Origin of the sequence: Nitratireductor pacificus pht-3B (assembly GCF_000300335.1) — a bacterium.
Taxonomy (GTDB): Bacteria; Pseudomonadota; Alphaproteobacteria; order Rhizobiales; family Rhizobiaceae; genus Nitratireductor; species Nitratireductor pacificus.
The window spans coordinates 136033-156263 of the sequence record NZ_AMRM01000003.1 but is presented as its reverse complement, the minus strand read 5'-3'; the positions used below and the strand labels follow the sequence as shown (position 1 = coordinate 156263).

The following is a 20231-nucleotide window of genomic DNA, read 5'->3' as shown; positions in this document are numbered from 1 at the left end:
CCTCAGCGCCTGTTGATGCGTGCCTTCTCGCGCAGCTCGGCGAGATATTCCGCGCTGGCCTTCTCGGAAGCCTCGTCGCCCGTGGCGTCGTTCTGGAGCACCATCTGCGCCACGCGGTCGTCGGACACTTCGCGCGTGCTGCAGATGCCGATGAACTCGACGCCGCGTTCGGTCTCGCGCACCTTGGTCGCGCCGCCGGTAGAGGTGGCCGTGATCAGGTCCTTCCAGTCCGGCGGCAGCTCGGGCTCGAGCTTGCGGCCGAGATCACGCACCGTCACATCGACAAGGCCCTTTGCGAAGTCGCGGGTCGTGTCGCAGCTGCGGAAGCGGTCGCGCATGGCCTGTGCCTCGCGCTTGCGCTTGCCGAGCAACTGGCCGCGCTGGCTGGCCGGCACGACGAAGATCACCTGCTGAAGCATGTATTCGGTCGCGCTTGGCTTCTGGCCGCCCTGCTGCAGCATCTTCGCCACCACGTCCTGCTCGCTGAGCAGGGTCTGGGAGCTGTTGCGCGCCTGCAGGACCCGGCTCCAGCCGATCTGCGAGCGGATGAATTCCTTGAAGTGGTCCGCCGTCACGCCGGCCTGCGCCAGTACCTGATTGAGCTGGCTCGCGGTCATCCGGTTGCCGCTGGCGAAGCGCTGATAGGCCTGCTCGACCATCTCATTGGGGATGTTGACGTTCAGACGGCGCATTTCCTGGGTGCGCAGGGTCTGGTCGATCATCTGCTCGCTCGCCTTGTCGCGCAGATTGCCGCCCTCGCGCTGCAGGCGCAGAAAGGCGACGCGCCGGTCAATGTCGTAGCTGGTGATCGGCGCATTGTTCACGACATAGCGGATCTCGGTCGCTCCGGCCTGACCGGCCACCGCGGCTCCGCCTGCCAAAGCCAACACGAAAACACTCGCGCGCATCCAGCGCTTGCTATTGCTCAACATCGTCAAAAATCTCACCTTCGCACCTGTCGATCACGTCTGAGATAACACAAACGCGATCAATCGACAGTCCCTAAGCCTCGATTATCGGTCGTCCATGGGGCAAAACGATGACTGGCGCAACCCTTGATCAGAAGCTGCTGTCCAGCTCACCGCTGCTCGTGCCGAAATCGCCGATCGTCCGCAGGGCGATTCTGAAGCCGAACGACTGGCTGGTTTCCTGCGTGTCGCGATTCTTCGAGCGCGTGTAGGTCATCGAGTAGATGAAGCAGTCGTCACCGTAGGAGACACCGTAGCTGTTGCTGACCAGCGTCCGGCTTTCGAGATCGTATGTGCCGGAGCCGAAACCACTCCAGTTCTCGTCGAAGCGCACCTTGGCGACGCCGGTAACCTCCTGGCGGTCGTCGAGGAAGCCGTAGAGGGGCTGCGCCTGGATGAAGGCGTATTGCAGCGAAGCGGTGACATTGCCGATGCTGGCCGCCGACTTGATGTCCGTGCGGCGGATCTCGAAGGTCTTCTCGTCGAACCGGGCGGCCGCGGAGAGCGCTAACCCACCCGGCGTGGCGAAGCCGACCATGCCGACGAAATCGGACACATCGGTCTCAAGGCCCGAATAGGCGCCAACATTGACGAGATCAGGCTGCGCATAGGGGTTGGCGCCGGCCAGGTGGTAGGACTGGCCGAACAGGCCGTGCGCGGTCCAGCCATTGGCGAAGCTGCCGGAGTAGCGGATGCCGACATTGGCACGGGTGCCGCCTTCGATCCGGTCGAAACCGGAGAACTTGTCGCGCTCGAACAGGGTCGTGGCGTCGAACACCAGCGACTGGGCGTCCTCGTTGGGAACGCCGAGCTTGCCCTGGTAGGGCGCGTCGGGTCGGATGAAGACCTGCGCCATCGGTTCCAGCACATGCGATGCGCTGGAGGTCGAGAACAGGATCGGCCAGCGCGCTTCGAGCCCGGCCGTCGCCATGTAGCGATAGTAGGACGAGCGGATCTCATTGCCGACGGCGCCGCTATCGGTGGTGAAATTGGTGATGCCGTTGATCGTGGTGGCGTCGTAATCGGTGTAGACGGCATCGCCGCGCGCCTGCAGCAGCGGCGTCACGACCAGGCCGCCATCGGTCACGAAGGAGCGCTTCCATTCGGCTTCGGCCGTCAGGCGGCCGGAACTGCCTTCGGCGCCGTCGAGCTTGGAAAAGCCGCCCGGCGTCCGCAGGCTGAGCGTCTCGCGGCGCAGGCCCTGCATGTTGACGTCGAAATTGAGTTCGCCGCCCGCCACCGGCTCATCCGGCGTGAAGGAATAATCGAAGCTCGGCAGGACCCAGGGCTGCTGTTCGTCGCGCCCCGTCGGCGCGTCTTCCTGGATGTTGAAGTGCATCGCCCGCAGATCGAAGAAATTGCGGTCGTCGAGGCCAGTCAGGTAAAGCTCGGACTTCTGCACCGTGTCGGCGAACCCGCCGATCTTGTAGGTCCGCGAGAAATTCTTGTCGGTCTGCGCCAGAACGTCCCAGCCGAAGGTCCAGCGCGGGTTGATCTGGAACTGGCCCTTGGTTCCGATCATGCCGCGGGTCTTTTCCGAGCCGTTGACCGTGTTGGCCTTCCAGGCCTCCGGCTCCTGCTGGCGGATGCCGGCGACCGTGACGCTGTACTGGCCGTTGTCGAAGCGCTGCCGCCACTCGGCTTCCGCGAGGAAGCCCTGCTTGGTGTAGTAGGTGCCCGAGACAGTCAAGTCATATGTCGGCGAGAGAGCGAGGTAATAGGGGACCTTCACCCCGGCTCCCAGCTCCTTCTTGTAGGTGATGCTGGGCAGCAGGAAGCCGGATTTACGCTTGACCGTCGGGTCGGCCACCTCGAGGAAGGGGAGGTAGGCGATCGGCATGCCGAAGAACTCGAAACGGGCGCTTTCGAAGCGGACGGTCTTGGCCTCGCCGTTCCAGATGATCTTCTGCGCCTTGATGCGCCAGATCGGCGGCTTTTCCGGCTTCTCGCGGCAGGGTTCGCAGGCGGTGTAGACGCCGTTGTTGAAGGTCGTCAGGCGGCCGCCCGAACGCTCGGCGCTCTCGGCGGCGAAATAGGTCTTGTCGACGGTCTCGACGCGCAGCGCATTGACGAAGCCGTCGCTGAAATTGTCGGTGATGTCGATCTCGTCGGCGAAGATGCGGTTGCCGTCCTTCTGGACGATCTGGACGCGGCCGCTCGCCATGACGCGCGAGGTGGCGCGGTCATAGGTGACCTGGTCGGCGACCAGCGTATGCCCGTTATACTCGATCTGCACGCCGCCGGCGGCGGTGATCGTGTTGTTGTCGTTGTCGTAGATCAGATTGTCGGCCGTCAGGAGCATCTGCGCGCCCTGCGGAAGATCGGATGCATCAAGCCCGGCCGTCTGCGCCTGGGAGGCCGCGGGAAGCAACGCATAGGCACACAAAGTCGCCACCGCCGTCGCGCCCATCAGACGCGCCAGGCGAGCGGTCAAGCCGGCTCTGTTTGCGGCTACTCCCACTAACCATCCTCCTTATACAACAGGAAAGTGACACCATAGAACATGGCCACGACCACAGGCGTCCAGGCAGCCACCACTGGAGGGACAACCCCAGCGCTGCCGAACGCCTTGACCAGAACCGAAACCACATAAAGCAGAAACCCGGCCAGGATGCCACCCAGAATCACCGTCGCGGACTGTCCCATTCGCGCAAATCGCATCGACACGGTTGCGGCGATCAGTGTCATCGCGACGAGCAGCAGGGGAAGCACCACAAGTGAATGAAAATGCGTGGCAAAAGCGTTCGCTTGAAGCCCGAAGGATTGCGCGACTTCAATCTTTCCCGGCAGGTCGTAGATCGACGTCGCTTCGGGCCGCATGAGCTGTTCGCCAACGAATTCGGGACGCAGATTGGTGGGCACCTGCAACGTCTCGACGCGCTCCGGAGCCGCGGTGCCGCGGCGTCGTGCCACGCCCGTCAGTTCCCAGTAGCCATCACGCAGGAAAGCGCGCTCGGCGTCGAGGCGCTCGACGATTCGTCCCTCGTCGTCGATTTGGAAGAAGGTCGGCCGCACCAGGACCTGGCCGCCGTTGAGCACGGCGCTCGCTCCGATCACGGTTTCCTCGCCGTCGGCGCGCTGCTTGATCCACTGCTCCGCTTCGGAATTGGCGCTGGATTTGGCGCCGCGCACCTCCGCCTCGAGAACCTGCGCGCGCGAAAAGCCGTTCGCGGCGAGGGGGTTGAGCAGGGCGACGGCAAGCAGGCCGAACGCAAAGGAGCCGAGCGCGATCGGCGTCAGGAACTGCCAGGCGGAGACGCCGGCCGCCCGCGCCACGACGAGCTCGTACTTGCGGTTGAGGCTGATCAGCGTCGCCATCGCGGCGATCAGGCCGATGAACGGGACGGCCTGCAGAAGGACGATCGGGGTCTGCAGCGCGGCCAGAGACAGCGCCCAGGCGGGCGTGTAGTTCGGCAGGCCGGCCGCCCGGCCCGAGACTTCCGTGAACGTGACGATGAAGATCAGCAGTCCGATGCCGACGAAATTCCATGCCGCGATCGACACATAGCGGCGGAAGAAATAGCTGCCGAGCGTTAAGCCGATCATCCGCGTCCTCCCGCAGGCTGGCGCAGCTTCGCCAGTCTGATGCGCAGGCGCGTGATCATCTCCGTCAGCTTCTGTGTGCGGGCACCCAGTCGCTCCACCCAGTGTGTCGGCAGTTCCATCACCCTGTTTGTAGCGATAAACACAACGCATAGGCCAATCATCAGGATCGGCGCGGCGTAGAGAACGACCGAGAAGAAGCCGGACTTTTCCGCTTCGCTGCCTGAATAGAAGCCCACCCAGCGCAGCAGGAGCGCGATCGTCATCGTCGTCACGATCGGATGGAGCCGGGCCTCGCGGAACGAGCGCGCATCGCCGGCAACCGCCAGGCCGATCAGGGCGAAGACCAGCGGATAGAGCCATTCCGAGAAGCGCATGTGCAGCTCGGCGCGGAATGTCTGGGGCCATTTCTTGTAGATCGCGTCGTCCGGATCTGGATTGAGCAGGAACGCCAGAGACCGGTCCTTCGGGTAAAGCGTCGGCTTCCCGCCGCCGCTGCTGGTGAATTCCGAAAGATCGAACGCGTAGGAATCGAAACGGATCGTCGAGACGTCGCCATTGGCCGACTGCCGCTGCACCATGCCGTCCTGCATCACCAGAATGCTGCCGCCCTCGCGCTCGACGGTCGTGCCGCTGCGGGCGTGATAGATCAGCTTGGTGTTCTCCTCGCGGGAATCGGCGACGAAGATGCCGCCGAGCTGCCCGTTCGGCAGGCGCTCGGATATCTGGACGAACAGCCCGTCGCCCACCTTCTGGAAGGAACCTTCCTGGAGCACTGTCGTGATCAGGTTGGCGTTCGCGTTGGACAGGACCGTCCGGAACTTCTGGCGGGAATAGGGTTCCAGCGAATTGTTGATGGCGAAGGAGGCGATGCTCGCGGCGATGGCGATCAACAGGATCGGCCGGATGACGGCCGAGCGCGGGCTGCCGGCGGCGCCGATCACCACCAGCTCGGAATCGGAGTTCATTGTCGCCAGCGTCTGCGCGACGGCGATGCCGAGGGCGAAGGGTATCACGATGGGAATGACGGGCGGCAGGACGAGGGCGGCCACCATGAAGAACGTGCCGGCCGACTGGCCGCCGTCGGTCACCAGGTCGATGCGGTTGAGGACCTGCGTCGTCCACACCAGCGCGAGCACCCATATCAACGCGGCTGCGAACAGCGCGAAGGTACGACGCATGATGTAGAGTTCGATCACCCGCATGGAAATCGAAAGTCCGATCGCTGTTGATGGGCCCGAAGCGGCGCGCGCAAACCTATCCGCCAGCCGGGGCTGGCACAATCTGCATCTGCCGGTTCTGGAGTGCGACCCACCGGTTCCTGTCCCGCAGGCGACTCTGGGTGCGATTGGTTAGAAAAGGCGAAACAAACGCGGTTAACGGGACGCTTATGCTTCCTTAACCGGATTCGGGCCGCCCGCGCCGGCGGCGAAAAAACGGCCGGTGCCAATTCGCGGGCCTTGCCAATTTGCATAAAACCTCCAAGATCGGCGCCTTCTTCCACCCGACCAATCACGGAAATCTGGGAAATATCATGACCGACCGACCGACCGTCGCCTTTGCGAAGTTCGCCATGCCCAAGAAGGGGAGCGTCATTGTGCTGGCATCCGAAGGCGGTGGCCTCGGTGCTCACGCGAAGGGTTGCGATCCCGACGGCATCCTGCCGCGCGCCTTCGAGGTGACGCGTTTCGGCGGCAAGCTGGCCAAGGGCGTCGAGGTCCTGGCGCCGGCGGGGACCGCGTTCGACCGGCTGGCGGCGGTGGGTGCCGGCAAGGCCGGGACGCGCGAGGAAGCCAGCTGGCTGAAGATCGGCGGCGCCGTGCTCGCCGCCGCGAAATCGGCGGGCGAGGTGACGGTGGTGGCGGATCTGGACGACGGCGACCCGACGCCGGAAGAGGTGGCCAGTCTGGCCCTCGGCATGCTGCTGCGGGCCTATGCGTTCGACAAATACAAGACGACGAGCCGCGAGAACGGCGAGGAGAAGCCGGCCGACAAGGTCAAGATCACGGTGCAATGCGCCGATCCGGCCGCGGCGAAGAAGGCGTTCGCCCGCGCCGAGGCCATTGCCGGCGGCGTGCTCCTGGCGCGCGATTTGGTCAACGAGCCGGCCAATGTGCTGGGGCCTGTCGAGTTCGCGGCGAAGGCCAAGGAACTCGAGAAGCTGGGCGCAAAGGTCGAGGTCCTGACCGAGAAGGAGATGAAGAAGCTCGGCATGGGCGCGCTGCTCGGCGTGGCACAGGGCTCCGTGCGCCCGCCGCGCCTCGCGATCATCGAGTGGAGCGGCGGCAAGGCCAAGGAGAAGCCCGTCTCCTTCGTCGGCAAGGGCGTCGTCTTCGACACCGGCGGCATCTCGATCAAGCCGGCCGGCGGCATGGAGGACATGAAGGGCGACATGGGCGGCGCGGCCGCGGTGGTCGGCGTCATGCATGCGCTGGCCGCCCGCAAGGCCAAGGTCAATGCCATCGGCATGATCGGCCTGGTCGAGAACATGCCCGACGGCAACGCGCAGCGGCCGGGCGACATCGTTACCTCCATGTCCGGCCAGACGATCGAGGTCATCAACACCGACGCCGAGGGGCGCCTGGTCCTGGCCGATCTTCTCTGGTACTGCAACGACCGCTTCAAGCCGCAGTTCATGGTCAATCTGGCGACGCTCACCGGCGCCATCATGGTGGCACTCGGCCATCACCATGCCGGTCTGTTCTCCAACGACGACGCGCTGGCGGAGCGGCTGACGGCCGCCGGCCTGTCGACCGACGAAAAGCTCTGGCGCATGCCGCTCGGCACCGAATACGACAAGCTGATCGATTCGAAGAATGCCGACATGAAGAACTCGGCGGGCCGCATGGCGGGGTCGATCACCGCCGCGCAGTTCCTCAAGCGCTTCGTCAAGGAAACCCCCTGGGCGCATCTGGACGTCGCCGGCACGGCGATGGGGGCTCCCGCCAGCGAGATCAACCGTTCCTGGGGCTCGGGCTTCGGCGTCCGCCTGCTCGACCGGCTGGTCGCCGATCACTACGAGAACTAGTTCGGGATGGACGTGCTCTTCTATCACCTCACGGAATCGACGCTCGAGGAGGCGCTGCCGCCGCTCGTCGAGAAAAGCCTGGAGAGGGGATGGAAGGTGGCGGTTCAGACCGGCAGCCGCGAGCGCTGCGAGGCGCTCGATGCCTGGCTGTGGACGTGGCGCGAGGATTCCTTCCTCGCCCACGGCACCGACCGCGAGCCGCATGCGGCATTGCAGCCGGTTCTCCTCACCGACGCGTCGTCGAATGCGAACGGCGCCGAAATCCGCTTCCTGGTGGACAATGCCGTGCCGGACGGCCTGGACGGCTATGAGCGGGCGGTGTTCCTGTTCGACGGACACGACGCCGCCCAGCTCGAAGCGGCGCGCGGCCATTGGAAGACCATGAAGGCGGCTGGCCACGCGGTGACCTACTGGCAGCAGGGGCCGGACCGGCGCTGGCAGAAAAAGGCTTAGCTGAGCATTAGCGCTTGGCTCTATCGCCGAAGCTCCCGGACGACTTCCGCCAGAACCCCCTCCAATTGGCCCAGATGGACGATCTCGCGGAAGCGCGGCGCGGCGGTCGGCGTTTCCGCACGTTCATGCGCCCAGGTCAGCTCGTGCGGCACGAACACGCCCCAGGCTCCCGCCTCAATGGCCGGGATGACGTCGGATTTCAGCGAATTGCCGATCATCACCGCGTGCTCCGCCCCGTCGCCATGCTGGCCGAAAATCCGCTCATAGGTGGCGCGCGACTTGTCGCTGACGATCTCCACCGCGTCGAAGAAACCGCCGAGGCCGGAGGCCGCCAGCTTGCGTTCCTGGTCGAACAGGTCGCCCTTGGTGATCATCACCAGCCGGTGACGCCCGGCGAGCCGTTCCAGCGTCTCCTCGACATGCGACAGCATCTCGACCGGATGGACGAGCATGTCGCGGCCCGCATCGACGATCTCCTTGATCACGCTGGCTGGAACGCGGCCCTCGGTGACCTCGATGGCGGTCTCGATCATCGACAGGGTGAACCCCTTGATGCCGAACCCGTATCTGTCGAGGTTGCGTTTCTCCAATGCGAGCAGGCGTTCGGCCAGATGCTCGCTTTCGGCGTAATCGGCCAGAAGTTCTGTGAAGCGCGCTTCGGTCAGCCGGAAGAAATGCTCGTTCTGCCAGAGCGTGTCGTCGGCGTCGAACCCGAGGGTCAGCGCGCCGGCCGTCATCCCGCCATGCCCTCCTCATACTCGCTCGACAGGGCGAGCCACCGGTCCTCGTGTCGCGCCAGGATGCCGGAAAGATCCGAGCGTTCCTTGGCCAGCGTCGATGCCTGGGCAGGCTCCCGCTCGTAGAGCGCGGTGTCCGCCAACCGCGCCTCGATGGCCTCGATGCGCTTGCGGGTCCGCTCGATCAGCCCTTCCGTCGCCTTGATCTCCTTGGCGAGCGGCTCGAGCGCGGCGCGCTTGCGCGCGGCCTCCTTGCGGCGTTCCGCCTTGTTGGCCTTGTCGGCCTCGCGCTTCTCCTTGTTGCGGCTGGCGCCGCCGGTCATCTGGTTGCGGTAATCGTCGAGATCGCCATCGAAGGAGGTGACTGAACCGCCACCGACGATCCACAGCCGGTCGACCGTCGCCTCGATCAGATGCCGGTCGTGGCTGATCAGGATCACGGCGCCCTCGAAAATGTTCAGCGCCTCGACCAGCGCTTCGCGGCTGTCGATGTCGAGATGGTTGGTCGGCTCGTCGAGGATCAGGAGATGCGGCGCCTCGAAGGTGGCGAGCCCCATCAGGAGACGCGCCTTCTCGCCGCCCGACAGGTCGCGCGCGGGCGTCGACATCTTCTCCGTCGTCAGGCCGAACTGTGCCACGCGGGCGCGGACCTTGGCCTCCGGCGCGTCGGGCATGAGGCGGCGCAGATGCTGGTAGGCATCCTCATCCGGCCGCAGGTCGTCGAGCTGGTGCTGGGCGAAGATGGAGACCTTGAGGCCCGGCGCGACCGTCATCCTGCCCTTCTCCGCCGTCAGGCGGCCGGCGATCAGCTTGGCGAAGGTCGATTTGCCGTTGCCGTTGGAGCCGAGCAGGGCGATACGGTCGTCATTGTCGATCCGCAGCGTCAGGCTCTTCAGCACGGGTTTGCCGGGCGTGTAGCCGACCGCGCCGCCATCGAGCGCGATGATCGGCGAGGCGACGGCCTTCTGCGGGTTGGGGAAGCGGAACGGTTGCACGGTTTCGTTGACGACGCTGGCGATCGGCGTCATGCGCTCCAGCGCCTTCAGACGCGACTGCGCCTGCCGGGCTTTCGACGCTTTCGAGCGGAAGCGGTCGACGAAGGACTGCATGTGCTTGCGCTGGGCTTCCTGCTTGCCGCGCATCTTTTCCTGCAACTCGGCCTTCTCGGCATATTGCCGGGCGAACTGGTCGTAGCCGCCGCGCCAGAAGGTCAGCTTCTTCTGTTCCAGATGGACGATCGAGTTGACCGCGCGGTTGAGCAAATCGCGGTCGTGGCTGATGAGAAGAACCGTATGCGGATATCGGCTGAGATAACCCTCCAGCCACAGCGTGCCCTCGAGGTCGAGATAGTTGGTCGGCTCGTCGAGCAGCAGGAGGTCGGGCTGGGTGAACAGCACGGCGGCGAGCGCCACGCGCATGCGCCAGCCGCCCGAGAAGGACGAGGCGGGGCGCTTCTGCGCTTCCGCGTCGAAGCCGAGGCCCGACAGGATCGCGGCGGCGCGCGCCTCGGCCGAATGGGCGTCGATGTCGGTGAGCCGCGTCTGGATCTCGGCGATGCGGTGCGCGTCGGTGGCGTGTTCCGCCTCGGTCAGCAGCGCCTGCCGCTCGGTGTCGGCCTTGAGCACGATGTCGATCAGCGGCTCCTCGGTGCCGGGGGCTTCCTGCGCCACCTGGCCGATGCGCGTGTCCTTGGGCAGGCTGATGGTGCCGGTCTCCGACACGAGGTCGCCGGTGATGGCGCGGAACAGCGTCGTCTTGCCGGTGCCGTTGCGGCCGACAAGACCCGCCTTGGTGCCGGCGGGGAAGGTGAGGGAGGCGTGGTCGATCAGCAGGCGGCCGGCGACACGCAGGGAAAGGTCCGAAATGGTCAACATGCCGGCCTTTTGGCCGAGTGCCGGCGCCGTTGCAAGGGGACAGGCGCTCACAATATGCATGACGGGCATACAGGCGCGCCTGTGTTGCCAAAAGCTGACAGAAAACGGCCCGCTCGCCGGAGCGGGCCGTAGGGCAGGCAGGATCAGCGTGCTGCGGCCTGGCGGAGCGCCCTGCACATCTGTACGAGGTCGTAGTCCCAGGCGTTCGGATCGCGCAGGATGCTGACGCAGCGCTTGCGATAGACGGCGAGCTGCCGGTTGCTCAATCCGCTGACGGCCCTTGCGGCATTGTTCCTGCCACCGCCGATGATATCGCCGATGATGCCGCCGGGGTTGGAGCCGGGAGGGGTCGTTCCGGGAGGCGTCGTGCCGGGAGGTGTCGTCGCGTTGGGGCGTCCGAGCCCCAGATTGATGTTGGTGTTGATACCGCCGGAGCCGACCGTGGCGCCAACGCCCGCGGTCAGCCCGCGGTTGCCGCCGACCGACGCCGTGGTGTTGGAATCGACAAGGTTGCCGCCGCTGCCGACCGTGGTGCTGCTGCTTGCGGTGATGCCGTTGCTGCCGCCGACGGTCGCATCAGCATTGACATCGGCGATGCTGTTGCTGCTCAGAGCCGAAGCGCCGACATTCGCCGTGGCTCCGCCCAGATCCGCGCCGACATTGGCGCTGACCCCGTTGCTGGTGCCGACAGACACGCTCGCGGCGCCGAGATCGACGCTGAGGCCGCCGCCGCCATTGTCGCCGACGCTGATGCCGCCGAGGTCGATCGCCGCCGCAGGCGCCGCGAGCGATAGTGCAAGGATGCTGCCTGCCAGTCCTGCAAGGAGGCGATTTCTGTATCCGGTCATGGCTCTGCTCCTGAGATTGTTGAAAAGATCATTGCCATGACAAGAATAGTATTGTTTTCAAATATTAAAGCAGTGTTCTGGAGTTTAGGTTTAGAAACTGAAACAACAAAAATAGGATTTGCTTAAATTATTACTATTTTAAGCATGAAATATATGTCACGAGTACGGCCGCCCCGCCGGCGTTCGCTGGAAATAGATCAGGTCGAGCGGCGGCGCCTCCTCGCCGAGCAGCGAGAGTATCGTGTGCGCCTGGCCGCGATGGTGGGTCTGGTGGTTGAACAGATGGCTGAGCGCCGGGGTGAGATGTTGCGACACCGTCCGCATGTCGGTCACCGTCACATAGGAGAACCGCCCGGCCAGCGCCTCCTCGTCGAGGCTGGCGATCCAGCCGATGATGCGCCGGTCTTCCGCCTCGCGGGCGATGCGCAGCGCGGGCAGGGCGGTATGGAGAACGGCGTCCAGGCGGCTGGGCGCCTCGCCTTCTCCGGTAAAGCGCTTCATCCAGATGCGGTCGGCGACCAGCAGGTGGTTGAGCGTCCCCATCATGGACCTGAAGTAGGCGCCGACATCGCGGTTCAGGGCGTCCTGCCCGAGCGCCGCCGCCGCGTCATAGACCCGTCCATTGGCCCAGAGATTGTAGGCCGCCATCATTTCGAAATGCTGCTTCATGGAACATCCACCGGTGTTTCTTGGTCCAGCGCACGTTACCCCATTGCGCCCGGCGCGAATTATCAATTCTCTTGCCGTGACCAATTCATTTTCTCGCGGAAGGGAACGCCATGCCGATCAAGCTGTACGAACTCGTGGGCAGGGACGAGGCCCGCCCGTTCAGCCCGCATTGCTGGAAGGTAGCGTTCGCGCTGGCGCACAAGGGGCTCGACTTCACCACGGCACCGACGCCCTTCACCGCAATCGCCAGGATCGAGGATGGCGCGTCAAGGATCGTGCCGGTGATCCGCGACGGCGACAGGCTCGTTGCCGATTCCTTCCAGATCGCCCTTTATCTGGAGGAGACCTATCCGGATCGGCCGACCCTGTTCGCGGGCGAGGGGGGCAAGGCCCTGTCCCGCTTCGTGGAGCGATGGTGCAACACCGCGCTCCATGGCTTCATCGGCCCGGCGCTGCTGGTCGACATCCACGACCGGCTGGACCGCGCCGACCAGGCCTATTTCCGGGAAACCCGCGAAGCACGCTTCGGCCGCTCGCTGGAGGCGTCCGCAAGCGGCCGGGAAGAGCGGCTGGAAGGATTTCGGGCCGCGCTCGCGCCGTTGCGCGGTCTCGTGGAGAAACAGGCTTTCATGGGTGGCGAAGCGCCCCTTTTCGCCGACTACATCCTCGCCGGCGCGCTGCAATGGGCACGTGTCGTGTCGCCGTTCCAGTTGCTCGACGCGCAGGATCCGGTCGCGCACTGGTTCGAGCGCTGCCTCGATCTGCACGGAGGGCTGGGGCGGCTTGTGCCGGCCGCGGCCTAGCTCGCCCGCCGGCTGAGGGCGAATCCACCGTCCGGGCCTTCCCTTGTGCGGCGCGGCCCGCTATAGAGCGCGCCATCTTCACATACGGGCACGCGCTCAAATCCCAGCAATCGAAGGACAAGACATGGCGATCGAACGCACTTTCTCAATGATCAAGCCGGATGCCACCAAGCGCAACCTGACCGGCGCGATCACCAAAACCCTCGAGGATGCCGGCCTGCGCGTCGTCGCCTCCAAGCGCGTCTGGATGAGCCGCCGCCAGGCGGAAGGCTTCTACGCCGTCCACAAGGAGCGTCCCTTCTTCGACGAACTGTGCGAGTTCATGTCGTCCGGCCCGACCATCGTCCAGGTGCTGGAAGGCGAGAACGCCATTCTGAAGAACCGCGAAGTGATGGGCGCCACAAACCCGGCGGATGCCGCCGAAGGCACGATCCGCAAGATGTTCGCGACCTCCATCGGCGAGAACTCGGTGCACGGTTCCGACGCCCCGGAGACGGCGGCCGAGGAGATCCGCTACTGGTTCTCCGACGTCGAGATCGTCGGCTGAACGACGTCGCTTTAAGAGTTTGAGAACGAAAGCCGGGGCGTGAGCCCCGGTTTTTTTATGCCTCGCGCGAACTCGGGAAGCGCAGGATCGGCGTCGGGTTGCGGGTCTGGACGAACTCGCCGAACTCCTCCCGGGTCATGGCCCTGCCGTAGTACCAGCCCTGGAAGAAGGTGCAGCCCGCAGACCGCAGGAACTGTTCCTGCTGCACAGTCTGCACATGTTCGGCGACCACGGAAAGCCCCAGCGTCTCCGCCATGGTCAGCATGGTCTGGACCAGCGCGCGGTCGTTGTCGCTCTTCTCGATATCGGCGATGAAGCTCCCGTCGATCTTCAACTCGTCGAAGGGCAGGCGCTTCAGATAGGCGATCGAGGAATAGCCGGTGCCGAAATCGTCCAGTGAGAGCCGGATGCCCAGGGCCTTCAGCTCCTTCATGCGGCGTGCGATCTGCATCTGATCTTCCGCCATGACGCGCTCGGTCATTTCCAGGGTCAGCAGTCGCGGGTCCAGCCCGTGCGCTTCGAGGCGCTGTTGGAGGAAGTCCACGAAATCCGGGTCGCGCAGCGACTGCAGGCTGATGTTGATCGCCATGCGCAGTTCCGCCATGCGCGGATTCTTCTTCCAGAGCGCGAGCGTTCCCACGCCGGTTTCCACGACGGCGCGGCCGAGCGGCTCGGCCAGGCCGAACTGTTCGGCGAGCGCCACGAGATCGCTCGGCGCCATGGCGCCGCGCGTCGCATGGTTCCAGCGCAGCAGCGCCTCGGCGCCGATGATGCGCCCGGCCGTATCGACCTGCGGCTGGTAGTGCAGGTCGAGCTTGTTCTCGAACAGCGCGCTGCGCAGGTCCTTCAGCAGCGCAAACCGCTGCTTCTCCTTTTCGAGAACCTTCGGGTCGAAGAGCGCCACGCTGTTTCGTCCGGACGTCTTCGCCTGGTACATCGCCATGTCGGCGTTCTTCATCAGGACTTCGGGATTCTTCTCGCCTCCGTCGAAGACGAGCACGCCGATGCTGGCGGACGTATGATGCATCATCTGGCCGAGCTGGAACTCCTGGCGCAGCGCGGAGAGAACGCGGTTCGCCGAGACGATGGCGTTGCGCGTGGCGGCCGCAGCGCCGCTGCCGGCGAGCGACAGAACGATGACGAACTCGTCGCCACCGATGCGCGCGACACGGTCGCCGGGGCCGACCGCCGCCAGGAGCCGTTCGGCGACCTGCTTCAGGAACGTGTCCCCGACATCGTGCCCCATCGTGTCGTTGAGCGACTTGAAGTTGTCGAGATCGATGAACAGCAGCGCGCCGCGGCTGTTCTCCCGCGCGCACTGGTGCATCTGCTCCCGGACGTGATCGAACAGCAGCCGCCGGTTGGGCAGCCCCGTCAGCGGGTCATAGAAGGCCAGCCGCTCGATCTTCATCTCGTTCTTCTTGCGCATCGAGATGTCGGAGAGATAGCCGTGCCAGACGATGCCCTTCTCGATCTCCTCGGGCGTTGCCGTGACGCGCAGCCATTTCTCCTTGCCCTTCATCGGCAGCAGGCGGAACTCGCAGTCCCAGGCGGCCATCTCCATGCCCGAGGCACGCAGGGATTCGATGTAGGTGAGCCGGTCGTCGGGATGGATGATGTGCAGGAAGCTGCTCGGATCGAAGGGCGCCGGACCGTCGCCATATTCGACGAGATCGCGGAAGCCTTTCGACGCGTAGAGAACCGAGAAGCGTCCGCCCTTGTGGCGCAGGAGCTGGAAAAGCCCGCCGGGCAGTTGGGAGGTGAGCTTCTCGAACATCTCCTGCAGATGCAGCCGCTTCACCGTTTCGGTGATCTCGCGCACCGAGCCTTCGTAGTAGAGGGGCCTGCCGGTCTTCCGGTCGCAGACGAGCCGCGCCGATTCGCTGATCCAGATCCGCTCGCGCGTCTTGTAGCGGTAGATCTCGGAGACGAAGTCCTCGACCTTGCCGTCGCGCGCCAGCAGGGCGCTGAAGGTCGCGCGTCTGGTCGGGTCCACATACCATTCGCCGGCGATGTCCGTAACATGCGCCAGCATCTCTTCCTCGGTGTCGAAGCCGTTCAGCCGCACCAGCGCCGGATTGGCGCTCAACTGGCGGCCGTCCGGTAGCGACCGGTAGATGCCTTCGGAAAGATTGTCGATCAGTTCGCGGTGATTCTGCTGTTCATCACGCGCCGCGCGATAGAGGCGTCCGGTGCGGACCAGTTGCCAGCCCAGCAGGCCGCATCCGGCCAGGCCCACCGCAGCGAGAATCCATGCCGCGCCGTTTCCGATGGTCAGAGTGGTTGCGAGCAGATCGGACATCACCTTCCCGTACGGTTTCCTTAACGGAAGCTATAGCGTGCGCGACGTTGTTTATTCGTCTAACAATTCGAGAAACAACATTCATCCTTAGCGGAGGGTAAATGATGCGCGCGCCGGGACCGGATGCTCAGCGCTGCCAGCGCTTCATGTCGTCCCGGTCCTTTTCCGTGGCTTCCACCCACACCCCGGCTTCGCCGGCGGCGTGCTCCTTCTTCCAGAAGGGTGCGCGCGATTTCAGGAAGTCCATCAGGAAATCGGCCGCCTCGAAGGCAGCCCGCCGATGCGAAGCCGCGGCGACGACCAGGACGATGTTCTCGCCCGGCGCGATCCTCCCGAAGCGGTGGATGACGGTCAGGCCCGTCAGCGGCCAGCGCCCGGCGGCCTCTGCGGCGATCCTGCCGATCTCGGCCTCGGCCATTCCCGGATAGTGCTCGAGCTCTAGCGCATCGAGCCTGCCGCCTTCGTCGCGGCACAGGCCGGTGAAGGTGACGACCGCGCCGACGTCGCGTCGGCCTCCGGTGAGGCGCCGGACCTCCTCGGCAAGCGAGAAATCGCCTGCCTGGACGTGCACGAGCGGGACGCAGGCCATGGTCAGCCCCCGGTCATCGGAGGAAACAGCGCGACCTCCCCGTCGCCCGGCAGGAGGGCGGCATGATCGACATGTTCGTGATTGACGGCAACGCGGATCGCTTCCGCGTGTTCGAGCGCGATCGCATAGCCGCCGCCGCGGCCAGCCAGCCAGCCAAGCAGGTCCGCCACGGTCCTGACCCCGGACGGCAGCGCGACCTCTTCTTCCGCCCGGCCGATGCGTTCGCGCACCCATGCGAAATAGACGAGCTTCACAGCCTACTCCTCGACAATATGCTTCAGTCCGGCCCGGAAGTAATCATAACCGGTATAAAGGGTGACAATGGCGGAAATCCACAACAGGACGATGCCGGCCTGGGTCGTGTAGGGCAGGATCTTGTCGCCGGCGGGACCCGCCAGAAGAAAGCCGATGGCCACCATCTGGATGGCGGTCTTCCATTTGGCGAACTGCGTCACCGGCACGCTGACCTTCAGCGCCGCCAGATATTCGCGCAGGCCCGAGACGAGGATTTCCCGGCACAGGATGATGATCGCCGCCCACAGCGTCCAGCCCGCGATGGTCCGGTCCGTGTCCGCGGCGAGCAGCAGAAGGCAGGTCGAGACCAGAAGCTTGTCGGCAATGGGATCGAGCATGCGGCCGATATTGGAGGTCTGCTGCCAGGTGCGCGCCAGGTAGCCGTCGAAATAGTCCGTGATGCTGGCGGCAAGGAACAGGCCCAGCGCCGACCAGCGGGCGAAGTCGCTCGATTGCAGCCGCCCCTCGAGGAAGAAGCACAGGACGATCGCCGGCACGGCGACAATGCGCGCATAGGTCAGCAGGTTCGGAAGATTGAATGCGCGCGATGTGCTCTTGGCCATGAAATGCGATCCCGCCAGTCTTTCACCTGTCAAACCAGAAGCCGGCAGGGCGGGTCAAGCTCTGCGGTCCGGAGCGCGACGAAACAACGCCATTTCAACCATTTTCATGGAAATGATTATAGATCTGCCGGGCGATCGCTTCCGAAATTCCGTCCACGGCCATCAAATCCTCGACACCGGCGCGGCTGACGGCCTTCGCAGTGCCGAAATGATGCAGCAGCGACCGCTTGCGGCCGGGGCCGATCCCGCCGATCTCGTCCAACGGGTTCTTGATCATTTCCTTCTTGCGCCGCGCGCGGTGCGAGCCGATGGCAAAGCGGTGCGCCTCATCGCGCAGCCGCTGCACGAAGTAGAGCACCGGGTCGCGCGGCGGCAGCGAGAAGGGGTTCTTGCCGGCCATGAAGAAGCGCTCGCGGCCGGCATCGCGGTCGACGCCCTTGGCGACGCCGATCGCCGTCACGCCGCCGGCGATCCCCAGTTCCTCGAGGATTTGCGTGGCCGCCGCCAGTTGTCCCTGGCCGCCGTCGATCAGGATCACGTCCGGCCAGGCTGGCATGTCCGCAGCCGTTTCCATCTCCCCGGCCTCGTCTCCCGCCTCGCCGCCGGGCAGGCCGTTTTCCTTGATCAGGCGCGAGAACCGGCGCTGCATCACCTCCCGCATCATGCCGTAGTCGTCGCCGGGGGTGATCTCGGTCGAGCGGATGTTGAACTTGCGGTACTGGTTCTTGGCGAAACCTTCCATGCCGGCGACGATCATGCCGCCGACCGCGTTGGTCCCCATGATGTGGGAATTGTCGTAGACCTCGATGCGGCGCGGCGCGGCCTCGAGGCCGAAGGTTTCCGCGAACCCCTCCATCAGGCGTCCCTGTGAGGAGGTTTCGGCGAGCCGCCGGCCGAGCGCCTCGCGGGCGTTCTGCAGGGCGTGGTCGGTCAGGTCCTTCTTCTCGCCGCGCTGCGGCACGAGCACCTGCACCTTGCGCCCGGCGCGCGTCGCCAGGGCATCGGCCAGCAGCGCCTGCTCCTCGACGGCGTGCGACAGGAGGATGAGGCGCGGGCAGGGCTTGTCGTCGTAGAATTGCGCGAGGAAGGCGCCCAGCACCTCCTCGGCGCCCAGCGCCGGGTCGGCCTTGGGGAAATAGGCGCGATTGCCCCAGTTCTGTCCCGTGCGGAAGAAGAAGACCTGGATGCAGCTTTGCCCGCCTTCCTGGTGGATGGCGATGACATCCGCCTCCTCGACGCCCTGCGGATTGATGCCCTGATGGCTCTGCACATGGCTGAGCGCCGATAGCCGGTCCCGGTAGACGGCGGCACGCTCGAAGTCGAGCGCTTCGGCAGCGTCCTGCATGGCCCTGGCGATGTCCGCCTTGACCGAGGTCGAGCGGCCCGACAGGAAGGCTTTCGCCTCGTCGACCAGTTCGGCATAGTCGGCCGCGCCGATCTCGCCGGTGCAGGGGCCGGAGCAGCGCTTGATCTGGAAGAGCAGGCAGGGCCGCGTGCGGCTTTCGAACACGGAATCGGTGCAGGTGCGCAGCAGGAAGGCCCGCTGCAGCGAATTGATCGTCCGCCCGACCGCGCCCGCCGAGGCGAAGGGGCCGAAATAGTCGCCCTTCTTCGAGCGCGCGCCGCGATGCTTGAAGATGCCCGGCGCCGGATGGTCGCCGGTGAGCAGGATGTAGGGGAACGACTTGTCGTCGCGCAGCAGCACGTTGAAGCGCGGCCTGAGCCGCTTGATGAGGTTGGCCTCGAGCAGCAGCGCCTCGGTCTCGGTCCGCGTGACGACGAACTCCATCGACGCCGTCTCGCGCACCATCCGGCCGATCCGGTTCGTGTGGCCGCGCCCCTGGGCATAATTGGTCACGCGCTTCTTCAGGCTGCGCGCCTTGCCCACATAGAGCACGTCGCCGTCGGCGTTGATCATCCGGTACACGCCCGGCGCGTTGGGCAGCCGCTTGACCGCCTCCTGGATGACCTCGACGCCGACGGCGCCGGAGACCGCGCCGCCCGCGTCCCAGTCGAGCGCCGGGCCTGTGGTGTCAGTTGTCGTGGCGTCGCGCGTCACTCGGGCACTCCGGCGACGTCGGGCGTCTCCCAGGCCAGATGCTGGCCGCCGTCGAGTGCGATCATCTGCCCGGTCACGGAGCGCGCCTCCCAGATGTAGCGCACCGTTCGGCCGAATTCGGCCAGGTCCGGCCCGCGCCGGAGAATCAGCGCTTCCGTCTGGCGGTCGAAATCCGCCTGCTCCTGCCGCTGGTTCGGCAGGGTCGGGCCGGGGCCGATGGCGTTGACGCGGATGTTCGGCCCGAGCGCCTGCGCCATGGTCTGCGTGGCGGTCCACAGGGCCGATTTCGACAGCGTGTAGCTGAAGAAGCGCGGGGTAGGACGCCACACGCGCTGGTCGATCATGTTGACGATCAGCGCCTCGCCGCCGGCAGGCAGGCGCGCGGCGAGCGCCTGCGCGATCAGGGCCGGGGCCTTCAGGTGGACGGCGAAATGACGGTCCCACAGGGCCATGTCGAGATCCGTCACCGCATCGTCCTCGAAGACGGAGGCATTGTTGACGACGATGCAGGGAAAGCCGAGCGCGGCTTCGGTGCGCTCCACCAGCAGCGCGGCCTCGCGGGAATCGGTCAGGTCCGCCTGCAACACGGCGGCGCGCCCGCCGTCCTTCTCGACGGTCTGCGCCAGCGCATCGGCCTCGCGCCGCGAGTGTCCGCAATGAATGGCGACGGCAAAGCCGTGCGCAGCAAGGTCGCGGACGATCGCGGCGCCGATGCGTCTCGCGCCGCCGGTGACAAGGGCTGTTCCGTGTGCCTGAACCATGGTTTCCGTATGCGGCTTTCGTTTCTGCGGCCGGGCCGCGTGCAATCCGTCGATGTCGCGGCCGTGGCAGCTGCAACGTTCATGTAAGCCGAATAGGCCGCCGCTCCAAGCCTGTCCGTCGGGCAGGGACACCAATACTGACAGGCGCGCGCCCCCGCGAGGCGTGTCATTCACCCGCAAGGCGGCGCACCGC

Annotated in this window: 18 protein-coding genes; 4 read left to right on the top strand and 14 right to left on the bottom strand. The window is 65.4% G+C overall.

What is annotated here, in order from left to right:
- Positions 1 to 2: 2 nt before the first annotated feature.
- The 4 genes from NA2_RS03760 to lptF all read right to left on the bottom strand — a co-directional run bounded on the left by NA2_RS03760 (position 3) and on the right by lptF (position 5716).
- Positions 3 to 932, bottom strand: coding sequence for a SurA N-terminal domain-containing protein (locus NA2_RS03760; RefSeq protein WP_040676650.1), 930 nt, complete (start codon positions 930 to 932; stop codon positions 3 to 5).
- Positions 933 to 1059: 127 nt separating this feature from the next.
- Entirely contained in the window at positions 1060 to 3378 is a 2319-nt protein-coding gene (locus NA2_RS03755) for an LPS-assembly protein LptD (RefSeq protein ID WP_008594344.1), read from the bottom strand.
- Positions 3379 to 3428: 50 nt separating this feature from the next.
- Positions 3429 to 4514, bottom strand: a complete 1086-nt coding sequence (gene lptG, locus NA2_RS03750) for an LPS export ABC transporter permease LptG (protein WP_008594341.1) — start codon at positions 4512 to 4514, stop codon at positions 3429 to 3431.
- Positions 4511 to 5716, bottom strand: a complete 1206-nt coding sequence (gene lptF, locus NA2_RS03745; RefSeq protein ID WP_008594339.1) for an LPS export ABC transporter permease LptF — start codon at positions 5714 to 5716, stop codon at positions 4511 to 4513. The genes lptG and lptF overlap by 4 nt, the downstream gene beginning before the upstream one ends.
- Before the next feature lie 329 nt (positions 5717 to 6045).
- Between lptF and NA2_RS03740 the strand changes: the two genes are divergently transcribed.
- Positions 6046 to 7539, top strand: coding sequence for a leucyl aminopeptidase (locus NA2_RS03740; RefSeq protein WP_008594336.1), 1494 nt, complete (start codon positions 6046 to 6048; stop codon positions 7537 to 7539).
- Positions 7540 to 7545: 6 nt separating this feature from the next.
- Positions 7546 to 7992 (top strand): DNA polymerase III subunit chi, encoded by a 447-nt coding sequence (locus NA2_RS03735; protein WP_008594333.1) that lies wholly within the window; start codon positions 7546 to 7548, stop codon positions 7990 to 7992.
- A 20-nt stretch (positions 7993 to 8012) separates the two neighbouring features.
- Here NA2_RS03735 and NA2_RS03730 read toward each other — a convergent pair whose 3' ends face one another.
- From NA2_RS03730 to NA2_RS03715, 4 genes are all read right to left on the bottom strand, one after another.
- Positions 8013 to 8729: an HAD family hydrolase gene (locus NA2_RS03730; RefSeq protein WP_008594331.1), complete on the bottom strand. Its 717-nt coding sequence runs from the start codon at positions 8727 to 8729 to the stop codon at positions 8013 to 8015.
- A complete protein-coding gene (locus NA2_RS03725) occupies positions 8726 to 10603 on the bottom strand; it encodes an ABC-F family ATP-binding cassette domain-containing protein (protein ID WP_008594330.1) in 1878 nt (625 codons plus the stop codon). Before NA2_RS03725 ends, NA2_RS03730 begins: the two co-directional genes overlap by 4 nt.
- Before the next feature lie 143 nt (positions 10604 to 10746).
- Positions 10747 to 11451 (bottom strand): hypothetical protein, encoded by a 705-nt coding sequence (locus NA2_RS03720; protein WP_008594328.1) that lies wholly within the window; start codon positions 11449 to 11451, stop codon positions 10747 to 10749.
- Between the two features lie 156 nt (positions 11452 to 11607).
- Positions 11608 to 12120, bottom strand: a complete 513-nt coding sequence (locus NA2_RS03715; RefSeq protein ID WP_008594326.1) for a DinB family protein — start codon at positions 12118 to 12120, stop codon at positions 11608 to 11610.
- Between the two features lie 110 nt (positions 12121 to 12230).
- Between NA2_RS03715 and NA2_RS03710 the strand changes: the two genes are divergently transcribed.
- Entirely contained in the window at positions 12231 to 12923 is a 693-nt protein-coding gene (locus tag NA2_RS03710; RefSeq protein ID WP_008594324.1) for a glutathione S-transferase family protein, read from the top strand.
- Between the two features lie 124 nt (positions 12924 to 13047).
- Positions 13048 to 13470, top strand: coding sequence for a nucleoside-diphosphate kinase (ndk, locus tag NA2_RS03705; RefSeq protein WP_008594322.1), 423 nt, complete (start codon positions 13048 to 13050; stop codon positions 13468 to 13470).
- Between the two features lie 55 nt (positions 13471 to 13525).
- Here the strand turns inward: ndk and NA2_RS03700 are convergent, their stop codons facing one another.
- From NA2_RS03700 to NA2_RS03675, 6 genes are all read right to left on the bottom strand, one after another.
- The gene (locus NA2_RS03700; protein WP_008594320.1) at positions 13526 to 15772 is read right to left on the bottom strand and encodes a putative bifunctional diguanylate cyclase/phosphodiesterase; all 2247 of its coding nucleotides are present in this window, start codon (positions 15770 to 15772) and stop codon (positions 13526 to 13528) included.
- A 127-nt stretch (positions 15773 to 15899) separates the two neighbouring features.
- Positions 15900 to 16361 carry a molybdenum cofactor biosynthesis protein MoaE gene (locus tag NA2_RS03695; RefSeq protein WP_008594318.1) on the bottom strand — a complete coding sequence of 154 codons (462 nt, stop codon included), beginning with the start codon at positions 16359 to 16361 and terminating at the stop codon, positions 15900 to 15902.
- A 2-nt stretch (positions 16362 to 16363) separates the two neighbouring features.
- The gene (gene moaD, locus NA2_RS03690) at positions 16364 to 16615 is read right to left on the bottom strand and encodes a molybdopterin converting factor subunit 1 (RefSeq protein ID WP_008594316.1); all 252 of its coding nucleotides are present in this window, start codon (positions 16613 to 16615) and stop codon (positions 16364 to 16366) included.
- A gap of 3 nt (positions 16616 to 16618) precedes the next feature.
- Positions 16619 to 17218, bottom strand: a complete 600-nt coding sequence (gene pgsA, locus NA2_RS03685) for a CDP-diacylglycerol--glycerol-3-phosphate 3-phosphatidyltransferase (protein ID WP_008594314.1) — start codon at positions 17216 to 17218, stop codon at positions 16619 to 16621.
- A gap of 94 nt (positions 17219 to 17312) precedes the next feature.
- Positions 17313 to 19277, bottom strand: coding sequence for an excinuclease ABC subunit UvrC (gene uvrC / locus NA2_RS03680; RefSeq protein ID WP_008594313.1), 1965 nt, complete (start codon positions 19275 to 19277; stop codon positions 17313 to 17315).
- The gene (locus NA2_RS03675; RefSeq protein ID WP_008594311.1) at positions 19274 to 20038 is read right to left on the bottom strand and encodes an SDR family oxidoreductase; all 765 of its coding nucleotides are present in this window, start codon (positions 20036 to 20038) and stop codon (positions 19274 to 19276) included. Before NA2_RS03675 ends, uvrC begins: the two co-directional genes overlap by 4 nt.
- Positions 20039 to 20231: the final 193 nt, after the last annotated feature.

Coding starts and splice junctions, on each gene's coding strand:
- NA2_RS03760 (WP_040676650.1), bottom strand. CDS start 932: ATGTTGAGCAATAGCAAGCGCTGGATGCGCGCGAGTGTTTTCGTGTTG.
- NA2_RS03755 (WP_008594344.1), bottom strand. CDS start 3,378: ATGGGCGCGACGGCGGTGGCGACTTTGTGTGCCTATGCGTTGCTTCCC.
- lptG (WP_008594341.1), bottom strand. CDS start 4,514: ATGATCGGCTTAACGCTCGGCAGCTATTTCTTCCGCCGCTATGTGTCG.
- lptF (WP_008594339.1), bottom strand. CDS start 5,716: ATGCGGGTGATCGAACTCTACATCATGCGTCGTACCTTCGCGCTGTTC.
- NA2_RS03740 (WP_008594336.1), top strand. CDS start 6,046: ATGACCGACCGACCGACCGTCGCCTTTGCGAAGTTCGCCATGCCCAAG.
- NA2_RS03735 (WP_008594333.1), top strand. CDS start 7,546: ATGGACGTGCTCTTCTATCACCTCACGGAATCGACGCTCGAGGAGGCG.
- NA2_RS03730 (WP_008594331.1), bottom strand. CDS start 8,729: ATGACGGCCGGCGCGCTGACCCTCGGGTTCGACGCCGACGACACGCTC.
- NA2_RS03725 (WP_008594330.1), bottom strand. CDS start 10,603: ATGTTGACCATTTCGGACCTTTCCCTGCGTGTCGCCGGCCGCCTGCTG.
- NA2_RS03720 (WP_008594328.1), bottom strand. CDS start 11,451: ATGACCGGATACAGAAATCGCCTCCTTGCAGGACTGGCAGGCAGCATC.
- NA2_RS03715 (WP_008594326.1), bottom strand. CDS start 12,120: ATGAAGCAGCATTTCGAAATGATGGCGGCCTACAATCTCTGGGCCAAT.
- NA2_RS03710 (WP_008594324.1), top strand. CDS start 12,231: ATGCCGATCAAGCTGTACGAACTCGTGGGCAGGGACGAGGCCCGCCCG.
- ndk (WP_008594322.1), top strand. CDS start 13,048: ATGGCGATCGAACGCACTTTCTCAATGATCAAGCCGGATGCCACCAAG.
- NA2_RS03700 (WP_008594320.1), bottom strand. CDS start 15,772: ATGTCCGATCTGCTCGCAACCACTCTGACCATCGGAAACGGCGCGGCA.
- NA2_RS03695 (WP_008594318.1), bottom strand. CDS start 16,361: ATGGCCTGCGTCCCGCTCGTGCACGTCCAGGCAGGCGATTTCTCGCTT.
- pgsA (WP_008594314.1), bottom strand. CDS start 17,218: ATGGCCAAGAGCACATCGCGCGCATTCAATCTTCCGAACCTGCTGACC.
- NA2_RS03675 (WP_008594311.1), bottom strand. CDS start 20,038: ATGGTTCAGGCACACGGAACAGCCCTTGTCACCGGCGGCGCGAGACGC.